The organism is Psychrobacillus sp. INOP01 (assembly GCF_018140925.1).
Lineage (GTDB): Bacteria > Bacillota > Bacilli > Bacillales_A > Planococcaceae > Psychrobacillus.
Genome location: NZ_CP073315.1, coordinates 2,880,388 through 2,894,388 on the forward strand (window position 1 = coordinate 2,880,388; position 14,001 = coordinate 2,894,388).

15 protein-coding genes are annotated in these 14,001 nt (G+C 38.2%); all 15 read left to right on the forward strand.

From position 1 onward, the window contains the following. The first annotated feature begins 98 nt into the window (after positions 1 to 98). The 15 genes from rpmE to KD050_RS14500 all read left to right on the forward strand — a co-directional run bounded on the left by rpmE (position 99) and on the right by KD050_RS14500 (position 13,978). Positions 99 to 326, forward strand: coding sequence for a 50S ribosomal protein L31 (gene rpmE, locus KD050_RS14430; protein WP_211893032.1), 228 nt, complete (start codon positions 99 to 101; stop codon positions 324 to 326). Between the two features lie 128 nt (positions 327 to 454). After that, complete coding sequence (locus KD050_RS14435) at positions 455 to 1,027, forward strand: thymidine kinase (protein ID WP_211893033.1); 573 nt, start codon at positions 455 to 457, stop codon at positions 1,025 to 1,027. Positions 1,028 to 1,864: 837 nt separating this feature from the next. Beyond that, positions 1,865 to 2,944 carry a peptide chain release factor 1 gene (gene prfA, locus KD050_RS14440; protein ID WP_211893034.1) on the forward strand — a complete coding sequence of 360 codons (1,080 nt, stop codon included), beginning with the start codon at positions 1,865 to 1,867 and terminating at the stop codon, positions 2,942 to 2,944. Beyond that, positions 2,937 to 3,791 carry a peptide chain release factor N(5)-glutamine methyltransferase gene (gene prmC / locus KD050_RS14445; RefSeq protein WP_211893035.1) on the forward strand — a complete coding sequence of 285 codons (855 nt, stop codon included), beginning with the start codon at positions 2,937 to 2,939 and terminating at the stop codon, positions 3,789 to 3,791. The genes prfA and prmC overlap by 8 nt, the downstream gene beginning before the upstream one ends. 230 nt (positions 3,792 to 4,021) lie before the next feature. Next, positions 4,022 to 4,552: a stage II sporulation protein R gene (locus KD050_RS14450; RefSeq protein WP_211893036.1), complete on the forward strand. Its 531-nt coding sequence runs from the start codon at positions 4,022 to 4,024 to the stop codon at positions 4,550 to 4,552. Between the two features lie 68 nt (positions 4,553 to 4,620). Further along, on the forward strand, positions 4,621 to 5,649 hold the full coding sequence (locus KD050_RS14455) for an L-threonylcarbamoyladenylate synthase (RefSeq protein WP_211893037.1): 1,029 nt from the start codon (positions 4,621 to 4,623) through the stop codon (positions 5,647 to 5,649). A gap of 63 nt (positions 5,650 to 5,712) precedes the next feature. Further along, positions 5,713 to 6,216 carry a manganese efflux pump gene (locus tag KD050_RS14460; protein WP_211893038.1) on the forward strand — a complete coding sequence of 168 codons (504 nt, stop codon included), beginning with the start codon at positions 5,713 to 5,715 and terminating at the stop codon, positions 6,214 to 6,216. Between the two features lie 59 nt (positions 6,217 to 6,275). Continuing rightward, complete coding sequence (locus KD050_RS14465; protein ID WP_211893039.1) at positions 6,276 to 6,722, forward strand: low molecular weight protein arginine phosphatase; 447 nt, start codon at positions 6,276 to 6,278, stop codon at positions 6,720 to 6,722. Next, the gene (locus tag KD050_RS14470) at positions 6,719 to 8,023 is read left to right on the forward strand and encodes a methyl-accepting chemotaxis protein (protein WP_211893040.1); all 1,305 of its coding nucleotides are present in this window, start codon (positions 6,719 to 6,721) and stop codon (positions 8,021 to 8,023) included. The genes KD050_RS14465 and KD050_RS14470 overlap by 4 nt, the downstream gene beginning before the upstream one ends. 221 nt (positions 8,024 to 8,244) lie before the next feature. Next, the gene (gene rpiB / locus KD050_RS14475) at positions 8,245 to 8,685 is read left to right on the forward strand and encodes a ribose 5-phosphate isomerase B (RefSeq protein ID WP_211893041.1); all 441 of its coding nucleotides are present in this window, start codon (positions 8,245 to 8,247) and stop codon (positions 8,683 to 8,685) included. Positions 8,686 to 8,699: 14 nt separating this feature from the next. Continuing rightward, the gene (locus tag KD050_RS14480; RefSeq protein WP_211893042.1) at positions 8,700 to 9,245 is read left to right on the forward strand and encodes a TIGR01440 family protein; all 546 of its coding nucleotides are present in this window, start codon (positions 8,700 to 8,702) and stop codon (positions 9,243 to 9,245) included. Further along, positions 9,242 to 10,501 (forward strand): serine hydroxymethyltransferase, encoded by a 1,260-nt coding sequence (gene glyA / locus KD050_RS14485; protein WP_305080219.1) that lies wholly within the window; start codon positions 9,242 to 9,244, stop codon positions 10,499 to 10,501. Before KD050_RS14480 ends, glyA begins: the two co-directional genes overlap by 4 nt. A 924-nt stretch (positions 10,502 to 11,425) precedes the next feature. After that, positions 11,426 to 12,055, forward strand: coding sequence for a uracil phosphoribosyltransferase (gene upp, locus KD050_RS14490; protein WP_211893044.1), 630 nt, complete (start codon positions 11,426 to 11,428; stop codon positions 12,053 to 12,055). Between the two features lie 18 nt (positions 12,056 to 12,073). Continuing rightward, on the forward strand, positions 12,074 to 13,195 hold the full coding sequence (gene wecB / locus KD050_RS14495) for a non-hydrolyzing UDP-N-acetylglucosamine 2-epimerase (protein ID WP_211893045.1): 1,122 nt from the start codon (positions 12,074 to 12,076) through the stop codon (positions 13,193 to 13,195). Positions 13,196 to 13,603: 408 nt separating this feature from the next. After that, on the forward strand, positions 13,604 to 13,978 hold the full coding sequence (locus KD050_RS14500) for an ATP synthase subunit I (protein ID WP_211893046.1): 375 nt from the start codon (positions 13,604 to 13,606) through the stop codon (positions 13,976 to 13,978). Positions 13,979 to 14,001 lie beyond the last annotated feature (23 nt).

The window sequence follows — 14,001 nt, forward strand, 5'->3', positions numbered from 1 at the left end:
TCTGCTACATATGCGATTGACAACAATCGGATCGTGTAAGGTATCAGTTTCATAACCAACTCTGTTCCAGATGGTTCAGGGCGAGAGGAGAGATAGAGATGAAAGCAGGAATTCATCCCGATTACAAAGAAGCAACAGTATCATGTTCATGTGGTAACACATTCACAACTGGTTCTGTAAAAAACGATATTAAAGTCGAGTTCTGTAACGAATGTCACCCATTTTACACTGGGCGTCAAAAATTCGCAGCAGCTGATGGCCGTGTGGATCGCTTCAACAAAAAATACGGCATTAAAGAAGAAATCAAAGAAGACCAAGAAAACTAATACCGAAGTACCTGTAGAGCATCATGCTTTGCAGGTATTTTTGTTTTAATGTAAATATGATTTCCGATAATAGTACGCGTATGTTATAAATAAATAGAAGAAATACATAGTACATAAGGAGACAAACAATGGCGCAATTATTTTATAAACACGGAGCAATGAATAGTGGGAAATCAATCGAAATCTTAAAAGTTGCTCATAATTACGAAGAACAAAACAAACCCGTATTAATATTCACACCAGGAATAGATACACGTGACGAGGTCGGTCATATTTCTAGTAGAATTGGATTGAAAAGAAAAGCTACGGCTATCTACGAAGAAACCGACTTATTTGAATTAGTACAAGCAGTTTCTCCAAAACCTTACTGTGTCTTGATCGATGAAGTGCAGTTCTTATCAAAGGAGCATGTCTTACAACTAACGAAAATTGTCGATGAATTAGACATTCCAGTAATGGGATTCGGACTTAAAAATGACTTCCAAAATGAACTTTTCGAAGGTAGCCGCCACATGCTAATCTACGCCGACAAAATTGAGGAAATGAAAACCATCTGCTGGTTCTGTCACAAAAAAGCAATCATGAACCTACGTGTAGACGACCAAGGAAAACCTGTCTACACTGGTGAACAAATCCAAATAGGCGGGAACGACTCCTACTATCCAGTATGCAGAAAATGCCACGCCAATCCACCGCTATAGGATATTTAAAATCCATTTCACTTAATTCTGTGAAGTGGATTTTTAAAAGAAAGTATGAATTCTTAAATGAACCGACACTACTGATTTCCGTTTCAGGCGGACGCTTTCCATGGGGTGAGCGATGAGCTATCACCGTCGCTTACGCTTCGAAGTGATATCTCATCTATCTCACTCATCCGGCTGGAGTTGCCACCTTCCACTACAATCAATATAGTGTGTAGTATTCAATATAAGATTTAGTATAGTTTATCGTTAAGATAATAGAATGAGTTTTAGTTAATGTAGTAGGAATTTCCTGCTGTTGAATTAGCTATGCTAATATCTAATGATGGATGAAGGAATTAGATTTTCTTTAATACTAGTGGTAATAAAGAAAAATAGTAAGTGTTTACCCTTTAAAGAAGCGGAATAGCGCCAGAAATTGTATCTTCTGGCGCTTACGCTTTAAATAGGAAAGTATCTATTCTCTAGTTATCCAAAAAAGGACTTACCTGTTTCTAAAAGTTGTAGGAGGGCTTCGGACAGACACACGCCATAAAATTACCGAAAAAGGAGAGGCTGGTTGTGACATCAGTCACAACCAGCCTCTTTAAAAAATTAATCGGTAATAATATGGCAATAAGTCTGTCCACAGCCAACCGAAAACGATAGAAACAGATTTTGAGCTTAAAAGGCACTTCTCAAAATATATTTCCATATACAACCATATAGCCAAGAAAAGTGAGGAATTTTATCTAATTTCATCTATCCAAACACTCTTTACAGAAAAAGTAGCGAGAATGTTACTTTTTCTTTATAATAGGAATGATATAGACTTAAACGAACGAGGTGAGCTCGATGTTTGATCGATTACAATCGGTAGAAGATCGTTACAATAATTTAAATGAATTGCTTAGTGACCCAGAAGTGGTCAATGATTTAAATAAGCTAAGACAATACTCAAAAGAGCAATCGGATTTACAAGCTACTGTTGACGCGTACCGTGAATACAAGGAAGTTAAAAGCCAATATAAAGACTCGAAGCAAATGCTAGAGGAAAAGTTAGACGCGGATATGCGAGAAATGGTAAAAGAAGAAGTCAATGAATTAGAAGGACAAATAGAAGTATTGGAAGAACGACTAAGACTGTTGCTGATTCCAAAAGATCCAAATGACGACAAAAACGTTATTATGGAGATTCGTGGGGCTGCTGGCGGAGACGAGGCTGCGTTATTTGCTGGGAATTTGTTCCGCATGTACAGCAGATATGCGGAAACACAAGGCTGGAAAATCGATATTATGGAATCCAATCCAACTGGTCTTGGCGGCTTCAAGGAAATCATTTTTATGATTAACGGAACAAGTGCGTTCTCCAAAATGAAATATGAAAACGGTGCACACCGAGTGCAGCGTGTTCCAGAAACAGAGTCTGGAGGACGTATTCATACTTCTACAGCTACTGTTGCCGTATTACCGGAAGCAGAGGAAGTAGACGTGGATATCCATGAGAAGGATGTTCGTGTAGATACATTCGCTTCATCTGGTGCTGGTGGACAATCGGTAAATACCACAATGTCTGCGGTACGTATGACACATTTACCTACGGGAATTACTGTTTCCATGCAAGATGAAAAATCACAGATCAAAAACAGAGAAAAAGCGATGAAAATTCTTCGTGCCCGCGTAGCAGATAAATTCCGTCAAGAAGCGCAAGCAGAATATGATGCTGTTCGTAAATCAGCGGTAGGAACGGGTGACCGGTCTGAACGTATTCGTACGTATAATTATCCGCAAAATCGCGTGACAGATCACCGAATTGGATTGACTTTACAGAAACTCGATCAAATCCTGGAAGGTAAAATGGATGAAGTAATCGATGCATTAATAATGGAAGATCAAGCAGAAAAATTAGAGAGAATGAACGATACCAATGTGTAAGACAAATTTTGAGGCCCTAACACGGGCTTCTTCTTTTTTAGCAGAAAATAACCGTGAAAAAGAAGTTGCTCGCTACTTATTGCAGCATGTCTTAAAGAAAAACTACTCCGAGTTAATGATGACTATATATGATGAAATAACTCCAGAAGCCTATCAAACATTTTGGGCTTATGTCGAAGAACACGCAACTGGTCGCCCTTTCCAATATATCATTGGACAGGAGAGCTTTTACGGGCGTGATTTTTTAGTGAATGAACATGTCCTTATCCCAAGGCCAGAAACAGAAGAATTGATTGAAGAGGTCAAAAAAAGAGCCGGAAAGCTTTTTGAGGAATATAATTCAATAAAAATTGCTGATATTGGAACTGGCAGTGGTGCTATAGCTTTGACGATAAAAAATGAAATCCTAAATGTATGGGTGACTGCAACTGACATATCTTCTGAAGCTTTGATCGTTGCTAAAAAGAATGCAGAACGCTTAGAGGTAAAAGTAGAGTTTAAGCAAGGAGATTTACTAGCACCAATTGCCGATCAAAAATGGGATATTATTTTATCGAACCCTCCTTATATCGGATCACATGAAGCTGAAAATATGTCCGACACAGTGATAGATTATGAACCACATCTTGCTTTATTTGCAGAAGAGGATGGCTTACAGCTATATAGAAAAATGGCAGAACAGCTTCCAGGTATGATGAATACTCCGAGCTTGATAGGTTTTGAAATTGGTTACGCGCAAGGTCCAGCTGTTCAAAAAATGCTTCAAAATGCCTTCCCGCTAGCACTTGTTGAAGTTGTTCAGGATATTAACCAAAAAAATCGCTTTGTTTTTTGTACAATAAAGTGAACTACGCCACATCGCGATCGCAACGCCTTCGTGACCAACATCCTGTTGGTCCGAGGAGATGGAAGACGTACCAGCGGAAATTCTGTATCGCAACGCCAGCTTCGAAACATGAAAGTAAGCTGGAGTGGCAATCAACTTAATTTAAGAAATAATTAATTTTTAGGAATTCACTCAATCCCTGAATAAAATATGAATCTACTGGTAACAATGTTCCTAAGGGGGAATGTTATATGTTACCAGATTACGAGATTAAGAAAGCTCCTAGTATAGGGAAACAAATAGACGCAGTGATTTTCTTTGTTTGGATGCTGTTACTAATTCAGTTTTGTTTATTTTTACTGTTTCAACAAGGAGAAGAAGTAGAGGGTATTCGTTTCAGATTAATAGCAAATAGTAATACAATAGAAGATCAACAAGTGAAAAATGACGTGAAGCATCATATAGAACCAATCTTACTAAACTACGAAAGTAATCCACAAAAAACGTATAACGAATTAGAACTGGCTGTAGAGAAGCTATCAAACTCATTAGACACTAACATTACGATTACTAAAGGCCAGGCAAGCTTTCCACCGAAAGTATGGGATGAAGGGGTCTCTTCGCAAGTGATAACAGAATCGATTGTAATTTCCATTGGTAACGCAAGAGGGGATAACTGGTGGTGCGCACTTTTTCCGAAGGTATGCTATAAAGAAGAAGTAGAGGAAGAAAAACCTAAATTCTGGGTTTGGGAATGGTTGAAAAAGAAGTTTTCCACATAGTTATTAACAATATTCCGAAAGTTATTAACATTTTGTGGACAAGTCCTAAGGGAAGGAGAAGAACTAGTATGAAAACTACAATCACAATTGTGGATAATTTATCAACAAAACAGTCGAGTTATACACAGGCTGTGGATTTATTAACAAAAGGAGAGGTGGTAGCATTTCCAACTGAAACTGTGTATGGATTAGGTGCGATTGCCACAAGTGAAGAAGCTGTAGCTAAAATATTCAAAGCAAAAGGCAGACCACAGGATAATCCACTTATTGTTCACATTGGCTCCAAAGAGGAGATAAAGGCATTTACTCGCGATATACCAAAACTTGCGGAAGTATGTATGGATACGTTTTGGCCAGGCCCACTAACACTTATATTGCCACTTAAAGCAGATACCTTGGCTAAAAATGTGACTGCTGGACATCAAACTGTTGGTGTCAGAATACCAGAACATACGATAGCCCTTGAACTATTAAAACAATTAAAGCAACCTGTTGCTGCTCCTAGTGCAAATAAAAGTGGAAAGCCAAGTCCAACAAAGGCTGCGCATGTTTATCGTGATTTAGAAGGGAAAATTCCACTTATTTTAGATGGCGGAACAACAGGTATTGGATTAGAATCTACTGTGATAGATTTTGTGAGTGAAATACCAACTATTCTTCGTCCAGGCGGAGTCACAAAAGAAATGTTAGAAAAAGTGATTGGGCAAGTCAGAGAAGCAAAACCAACGGATCATGAAGAAGCGCCACGGGCTCCAGGTATGAAATATGCACATTACGCACCTAACTCACCAGTCTATTTAATAGAAGATTCTATAGCGAAAGTCCAAGAAGCGGTAGAAAAAATACATAATGAACAGAAAAAGGTAGCGGTAATCGCAAATGAATCATTTAATCAGGTAAAAGCAGAATATTTCTTTTCCTTAGGTAAGAAAGATCAGCTGAATGATGCAGCGCATTTACTGTATCAGGCATTAAGAGATTGTGATGAAACGGACGTCGACATGATTCTCGTGCCGGTTCTCTCTAAAAAAGGCGTCGGAACTGCGATTATGAATCGTCTGGAAAAAGCAGCAAATGGTAGATGGTTTAATAACTAATATTGTATTCTCTCCCTTCTATTTGCATACATTTAAGTATGCAAATAGACGGGAGAGATTTTTTTGTGGCGTGAAATTTTAGCAGGCGCCTTGATGTCTGTGGATGTACTTATTTTATTTTCATTAGTCGTATATCGAAAGCAAATTTTTACACTGGCTGCATGGGTGGCGTCTTTACATATGCTTTTTCCTTTAATTGGGTACTATGCAGGTGTGGTTGTACAAAATTATTTGGCGTATGCAAGCCCTTATTTATCTGGGATTCTTTTGTCGCTGGTAGGATTACAAATGATTTTAGCTCAATCTCCAAAACAAGTACCGCTTCTTTCCCCTTATTTACTTGCGGTATTTGCAAGTCTTGATACCTTTTCAGTAAGTGTTTCGTTTGGTATGCTTAAATTAGAAAAATTTGTGTTTATATTAAGTGCTGGATTTTTTGCCTATATCGCTGTATTTATAGCGCAAAAGGTTATATTTAAACATGCTTTTATGAACCGAGCGATTATATTAAGGTTAGCAGGTATGCTCATTTTGATAATGGGTATTCTCACGTTACGAAATATTTAACAATTCATAAAACATTTATAGGGCCAATTAATATATACTAGAGATGAGGAAATAGATCTATGAATATTCTGTTTGTTTGTACAGGTAATACATGCCGGAGTCCGATTGCCGAGGCATTATTAAAGTCTCGAAACATTGATGGTATGGAGGTTCGATCTGCTGGCATCTATGCTTTGGATGGCGGGCGAATATCAAGAAATGGACAATTAGTATTAGAACAAGAAATGATTCCATTTGCGCATACAACTGCTTCTGTAAATGAGAAGTTGGTAGATTGGGCAGATCTTATCCTAACGATGACTGCCTCTCACAAACATGCAATTATTTTAGGGTTCCCTCATGCAATCTCAAAAGTGTATATGTACAAAGAGTTTGTAACCCCTGATGATGTAAAGGATGTATCTGATCCGTACGGGGGAGATTTGTTTACATATGAAAGTACCTTTCGAGAACTACAAGTATTAACAGATGAACTAGTGAAAAAACTACAGGGGGAAATGGGATGAACGAAAAAAAGAAAAAGCACACTTTTGGAATTCAAAAAAAGATTGTGTTATTTGTGACGATTTTAGCATTGATTACGTATACAACAAGTGCTCTATTTATTCACTTCGTACAACCACTAATTTTTGACGGAGCGACAAGTTCTTGGAAGTTTGAGATTCTAACCTATGCGCTTGGTATTTTCTGGTCCGGTGCTTTAGCTTATTTTTTCAGTGGGATTATTATCAAGCCATTATTCAATTTAGAAAAGGTCGCAATTTTGGCGTCTGAGGGTAAAATTGGTGTTGATGTAGAGGTGCCGAAATCGAAAGATGAGATACAGTCAGTGGCTATCGCATTTCAGGCAATGCTAGTGAATTTAAGAGAAATGGTACAAAGTATTGAAGATAACTTTGAAAAAACAAATAAAACAGTACAACAGCTTTCAGTAGAATCGTCCGTTGCTTCAGAGCAGGCGGAAGCTATCGCTAGTACGATAGCTCAAATTTCAGAAGGCGCAGAGCACTCCGCTGTAGCAGTTCAAGAAACAGCTGAATCGGTAGAAGATGTACGAGTATTGGCTTCTGAAGTAAATCTTCGGGCAGAAAAATCTTCTAAACAATCTAACGAAATGATAACAGGTTTATCCCAAACTAGAGAGGTTATTCAATCGCTAGTAAATGGGATTCAAAAAATTGCTTCTGGTAGTGAGGCAGCCCTTGGAAATGTTCATCAATTAGAAGAGAATGCAGGGAAAGTAGAAAGTATTATTCAATTGGTTGGAGATATTGCGGCACAAACGAATTTGCTTGCACTAAATGCATCTATTGAAGCAGCACGCGCTGGAGAACATGGTAAAGGATTTGCTGTTGTAGCTGAGGAAGTTCGTAAACTAGCGGATGAAAGTGCAAAAGCTGTACAAGGTATTTCCGAATTGATTTTAGCCATACAAACGGATGTGCAAACAGTTGTCCATCAGATGACGGATCAAGTAAGCTTTGCGGTTGGAGAGGCTAAACGGGTTTCTGAAACAAATGAAGCAATTGAAGGAATGTCTACAAAAATTCATGAGATGGCGGAATCGGTAGTTGAAATTTCCTCGCTAGTGGAAAAACAATTAACAAACATAGAAAGCACAGCGCGTCAGTCGCAGGAAGTAGCGGCAATTGCTGAAGAAACTTCTGCAGGAGCAGAAGAGGTTCGCAGTGCCACGGATGAACAAGCTCGTTCCATCGAGCAAATTGAATCCGTATCATACGGGTTAAAGCAACAATCGGAAGAGCTATTTAAAGTAATTTCTCAATTTGATCGGAAAACCAACTAATAAGTTTAATAACAAGCAAAAAACGATCATTACGTATTTAATATTAAATAATGTTCGCGTTTTGGTAGGTAATTAATAAAAAAAAGCAGTTTTTCTTTATATTTTTCAGAAATTCGTCAAATTAAACAAAAAAAATGCAACTCACTTTGCGTGAATTGTGTTTTTTTTTATATAAAAATGGTATGATGTTGAGGAGTAATAAACAGAAAAGAGGGAACGAGTTGAAAATTGCAATTTCTTCCGATCATGGCGGTAATTATCTTCGTCAAGAAATTATACAGCTACTTGAAGAATTAGGATTATCTTATGAAGATTTTGGACCAAACAGTAACGATTCTGTTGATTATCCAGACTTTGCAATGCCTGTAGCAGAAGGTGTTGCAAATGGTAATTTCGATCGTGGTATTTTAATCTGTGGTACTGGTATCGGTATGTCTATCGCTGCAAACAAAGTGAAAGGTATCCGATGTGCATTAGTTCATGATGTATTTTCTGCGAAGGCTACTAGAAGTCACAATGATTCCAACATTATCGCAATGGGTGAACGTGTTATTGGACCAGGGCATGCAAGAGAAATAGTTTCGACTTGGCTTGCACAGGATTTTGAAGGTGGACGTCATACACGTCGAGTAGAAAAAATTTCAGAAATAGAAAACGCATAAAGAAGGGATTTCCTATGGAAGCGAAAAGTTTGTGGATAGAACAAATCGAACAGCTTCTTTTAGAAGTAGAGCAGCAAATAGAATTTCATGAAAATGATTTATTCGTCGTTGGCTGTTCGACCTCAGAAATTATCGGTGAAAAAATTGGAACTGCAGGCGGTTTAGAAGTTGCTGAGGTTTTATTCACCCCTTTACAAGCATTTGCAAAACGCAACAATATTCATTTAGCTTTTCAAGGCTGCGAACATATTAATCGCGCCGTTACAATGGAAAGAAAAACACAATTACTTTATAGATTACCAGAAGTATCAGTTATTCCCGTTGTTCGTGCAGGTGGTTCTATGTCTGCATATGCATACACACATTTTAATGACCCTGTTGTAGTCGAGCGTGTCCAAGCACATGCCGGCATTGATATAGGACAAACTTTAATTGGTATGCAGCTTCAACCTGTAGCTGTACCAATTCGCTTGTCTATTAAGAAAATTGGGGAAGCAATCGTATTGATTGCAAAAACGCGTCCTAAGCTAATTGGCGGAGAGCGTGCATTTTACGGATGAATTTTGAGGAGGAACGAATAGTGGAGAAAATTTTATCACAAGATCCAGCAGTATATGAGGCAATGTTAGCAGAGAAAAAGCGTCAACAATCCAATATCGAGTTAATCGCATCAGAAAACTTCGTATCAGAGGCTGTAATGGAAGCGCAAGGCTCTGTATTAACCAATAAATATGCAGAAGGTTACCCTGGTAAACGTTACTATGGTGGCTGTGAGCATGTAGATGTAGTGGAAAATATTGCACGCGATCGTTTGAAAGAAATTTTTGGTGCTGAACATGCCAATGTGCAACCACATTCAGGTTCTCAAGCTAATATGGCAGTTTACATGACTGCACTACAACCTGGTGACACAATACTAGGGATGAATTTGTCTCATGGTGGACATTTAACGCATGGTTCTCCTGTCAATTTTAGTGGAATTCAATATAACTTTATCGAGTACGGTGTTAACAAAGAAACGGAACTAATCGATTATGAAGAAGTTCGTAGAATTGCAATAGAGCACAAGCCGAAAATGATTGTTGCTGGAGCAAGTGCATATTCACGTACAATTGACTTCGCTAAATTCCGTGAAATCGCAGATGAAGTTGGCGCATACCTATTTGTAGATATGGCTCATATCGCAGGCTTAGTAGCTGCTGGTCTTCATCCTAACCCGGTACCACATGCTCATTTTGTAACATCTACAACACATAAAACATTACGTGGGCCACGTGGTGGATTAATCTTAACGACAGAAGAGTTCGCGAAGAAAATTGATAAAACAATTTTCCCGGGAATTCAAGGTGGTCCATTAATGCACGTAATCGCAGCTAAAGCTGTAGCATTTGGTGAAGCTCAAAAACCAGAATTTAAAGAGTACCAAGCACAAGTAATTGCCAATGCTAAAGCTTTAGCAGACAGTCTAACTGCAGAAGGAATCCGTATCGTTTCTGGCGGTACAGATAATCACGTTATGCTATTAGACGTATCTGCTCTTGAGCTAACTGGTAAAGTAGCGGAGCATGTCCTTGATGAGGTCGGGATTACTGTCAATAAAAACACAATCCCATTTGATACAGCTAGTCCATTCATCACTTCAGGTGTCCGCATTGGTACGCCGGCTGTTACATCTCGTGGATTTAAAGAAGCAGAAATGAAAGAAATCGCATCTATCATTGCAAAACTATTAAAAAATACCGATGATGCAGAAGTACTAAAAGAAGCAAAAGAAAGAGTTGCAACATTAACAAGCAACTTCCCACTATACGTATAATATAAGATATATGAAAGCCAGCTACTTCACTAACGGTAGCTGGCTTTTTTTGCTCTATGGATCGAAACAATTGAATTTCCCTATGAAAATGCACTAGCAGAGAAATAATACTGCTGATTTCCGTTTCAGGTGGAATTTCATTATCAAAACTATTTTACTTGCGCCCATTAGGATTTTACTTACTCTCGATGGAGATTTACTTGTGGAACGGAAGTTAATTACAAATGCCACTACCTAGTAATTATAGAAAGAGATTTCTTTTGACCGGAGATTTGTAGGGTGTGCGCCTTCCAAGCCGCAAGAGAGCGAAGAATGAGACTTCAAAAGGGATGAAGAAGCGATAGCGACACATCCTTGATGGCTCATGCGCAGCGTGCGGCAGCGCACATCCGAGTAGAATGTGTCGTTAAGGAGAGACTTCATTATCAAACCATTTACTTGCGAAAGAGAAAATTTTACCAGATTCTCTAATTTATATAGCACTAAGCAAATGATTCGTAATTTTAGAAAGAGATTTCTTCTGACCAGCGATTTATATGATGTGCGCCTTCCAAGCCGCAAGAGAGCGAAGAATGAGACTTCAAAAGGGATGAAGAAGCGATAGCGACACATCCTTGGAGGCTCATGCGCAGCGTGCGGCAGCGCACATCTGGGTAAAAAGTGTCTCTAAGGAGAGTTCATTATCATAACGCTTTAATTACGAAAGAGATTTCTTCAGACCGGTAGCGCATATCCGTATAGAAAGTATCGATAAGGAGAGACTACACTATCGTAGCTATTTATTGCTCCCTAAATGATGATTTACAAACCAATGTCCTTGGAACAAATAGACGCAATATTAAAAACGTAGGATTACTGTTTGTATCCTGCGTTTTTTGGTATAATTAATAGAATTTAAATAAAACACAAAGGAGATCTGCTAGTATGCCAAAAGTATTTGTATTTGACCACCCCCTTATTCAACATAAACTTACATATATTCGCGATGTAAAAACAGGCACAAAGGAATTTCGTGAATTAGTGGATGAAGTTGCTACACTCATGGCGTTTGAGATTACGCGAGAAATGCCATTGGAGGAAACAGAAGTAGAAACTCCAGTTCAACTTACAAAATCTAAAGTGCTTGCGGGGAAAAAAATGGGTATAGTTCCTATATTACGCGCTGGAATAGGAATGGTTGATGGAATCCTTAAGTTAATCCCAGCTGCAAAAGTAGGACATATTGGACTTTACCGTGATCCACAAACATTACAGCCAGTGGAATATTACGTGAAGCTTCCTGCAGACGTAGCTGAACGTGATTTCATTTTAGTAGATCCTATGCTAGCTACAGGTGGTTCAGCAATCGAAGCGGTAAACTCTCTTAAAACGCGTGGAGCGACAAGCATTAAATTTATGTGTTTAATCGCAGCCCCTGAAGGAGTAGAGGCTCTTCAAAAAGCGCATCCAGACGTAGATATTTATATTGCTGCTCTTGATGAAAAGTTAAATGATCACGGATATATCGTTCCTGGATTAGGGGATGCTGGTGACCGTTTGTTTGGTACAAAATAAAAGGAGTGTTTGTATTTCATGCGTAAATTTAAAGTAATGACGATTTTTGGTACGAGACCAGAGGCGATTAAAATGGCCCCGCTTGTCTTAGAACTTCAAAAACATCCCGAACAGATTGAATCGCTGGTAACGGTGACTGCTCAACATCGTCAAATGCTTGATCAAGTATTGGATACATTTAACATAAAACCAGATTACGACTTAAATATGATGAAAGACCGTCAAACATTAGTAGATATAACGACTAGAGCTCTTGAAGGTTTAGATAAAGTGATGAAAGAAGCTAAACCTGACATTGTACTTGTTCATGGAGATACTTCAACTACTTTTGTGGCAAGTTTAGCAGCATTCTATAACCAAATTGCTATTGGTCATGTAGAAGCAGGATTACGCACATGGAATAAGTTTTCACCTTTTCCTGAAGAAATGAACCGACAGCTTACTGGAGTAATGGCAGATATTCATTTTGCTCCTACTGTAAAATCGGAGAAAAATCTATTAGAAGAGAACAAGCAAAAAGACACTATTTTTGTTACTGGAAATACTGCTATTGATGCTTTGAAAACGACAGTAAAAGACGATTATACTCATCCTATCTTAGAGCAACTTAAAGGAAGTAGAATTATCTTATTAACTGCGCATCGACGAGAGAACTTAGGCGAACCAATGCGGAATATGTTCCGTGCCATTAACAGATTGCTTATGGAACATAAAGATGTACAAGTAGTTTATCCAGTTCACATGAATCCAGCAGTTAGGGAAATTGCCAATGAAATATTAGGAGATAATGAACGTATTCATTTAATAGAACCATTAGAAGTTCTAGATTTCCATAACTTCGCTGCACGTTCTCATATAATATTGACTGATTCTGGTGGTGTACAAGAAGAAGCTCCTTCACTAGGAAAACCAGTTATTGTTCTTCGAGATACTACGGAACGTCCAGAAGGTATAGAAGCTGGTACTTTGAAACTTGCCGGTACAGAAGAAGAAACAATCTACCAATTAACAAATGAATTGCTATCTGATGAAGTAGCGTATCACACGATGTCTAAAGCAAGTAATCCTTATGGAGATGGTAAGGCTTCACAAAGAATAGTTGAAATTTTAATAAACTTCCTTCAAAAAGAAGAAAAATAAAATTTGTCGATAAAATGTCGGAAAGTTTGAGTTTCCTAAGTTTTTCGCTATAAGCAATTGACATCATTTTGCCCCTATTGTATGCTTACAAAGGATAATCATGATAGGGGTTTCATGCTTGAAACACTTGTCAGATTAACTTTCTACTAGATTCACAGTTTTTACTTAATAAGGAAAAAATGTGAGGATTCTTTTTACGTCATTATAGACGTCCTATTAAAGGGAAAGCATTTTATTCTGCGATTCTCTCACAGCTTACCGGTTCAACTTCATTCATAGGGATGTGAATGGATGTAATATTAGAACCACTCCAGTATTACCAGTGATATGCCTACATGTTGACTCCAACGTAACATGCGGGTAGCAATTACTACCATTCGAAAATATGATTCAGGAGATTAACGATCAATGCTAGAAATGCAACGTATATTTACGAGGCAAAAAAAGTACATATATTTTTTGCTCGCAGCATGTGCACTAGGTTGGGGTTTTACGCCTTATCCGACAATTTTTGCAGGCTTGGCACTTGGTTCTTTATTTGGTCTGTATAATTTCTGGATTCTAGTCCGTAGAATGGAGAAATTTGATCGTGTACTTGAGAGTGGAAAAGGACGAGCAGGTTTAGGTACAACATTTCGATTTGCATCGGGTGTTGCAGCCGTTGCAATTGCACTTGCCCTTCCAGAGTATATTCATCTTATCAGTACAGTTATCGGATTAATGATTCCCTATGTTTTACTTGTTGTAGAACGTATTATGTTTCATGTAAAAAATCAGCAATGAGAATGTGAAAGAGAGGTGAATTA

Bases quoted from the DNA above. Each gene is read 5' to 3' on its own strand.
- prmC (WP_211893035.1), top strand. From the start codon at position 2,937: ATGTGTAAGACAAATTTTGAGGCCCTAACACGGGCTTCTTCTTTTTTA.
- wecB (WP_211893045.1), top strand. From the start codon at position 12,074: ATGCGTAAATTTAAAGTAATGACGATTTTTGGTACGAGACCAGAGGCG.
- glyA (WP_305080219.1), top strand. From the start codon at position 9,242: ATGAATTTTGAGGAGGAACGAATAGTGGAGAAAATTTTATCACAAGAT.
- KD050_RS14465 (WP_211893039.1), top strand. From the start codon at position 6,276: ATGAATATTCTGTTTGTTTGTACAGGTAATACATGCCGGAGTCCGATT.
- KD050_RS14470 (WP_211893040.1), top strand. From the start codon at position 6,719: ATGAACGAAAAAAAGAAAAAGCACACTTTTGGAATTCAAAAAAAGATT.
- rpmE (WP_211893032.1), top strand. From the start codon at position 99: ATGAAAGCAGGAATTCATCCCGATTACAAAGAAGCAACAGTATCATGT.
- KD050_RS14455 (WP_211893037.1), top strand. From the start codon at position 4,621: ATGAAAACTACAATCACAATTGTGGATAATTTATCAACAAAACAGTCG.
- KD050_RS14480 (WP_211893042.1), top strand. From the start codon at position 8,700: ATGGAAGCGAAAAGTTTGTGGATAGAACAAATCGAACAGCTTCTTTTA.
- KD050_RS14450 (WP_211893036.1), top strand. From the start codon at position 4,022: ATGTTACCAGATTACGAGATTAAGAAAGCTCCTAGTATAGGGAAACAA.
- upp (WP_211893044.1), top strand. From the start codon at position 11,426: ATGCCAAAAGTATTTGTATTTGACCACCCCCTTATTCAACATAAACTT.
- prfA (WP_211893034.1), top strand. From the start codon at position 1,865: ATGTTTGATCGATTACAATCGGTAGAAGATCGTTACAATAATTTAAAT.
- KD050_RS14500 (WP_211893046.1), top strand. From the start codon at position 13,604: ATGCTAGAAATGCAACGTATATTTACGAGGCAAAAAAAGTACATATAT.
- KD050_RS14435 (WP_211893033.1), top strand. From the start codon at position 455: ATGGCGCAATTATTTTATAAACACGGAGCAATGAATAGTGGGAAATCA.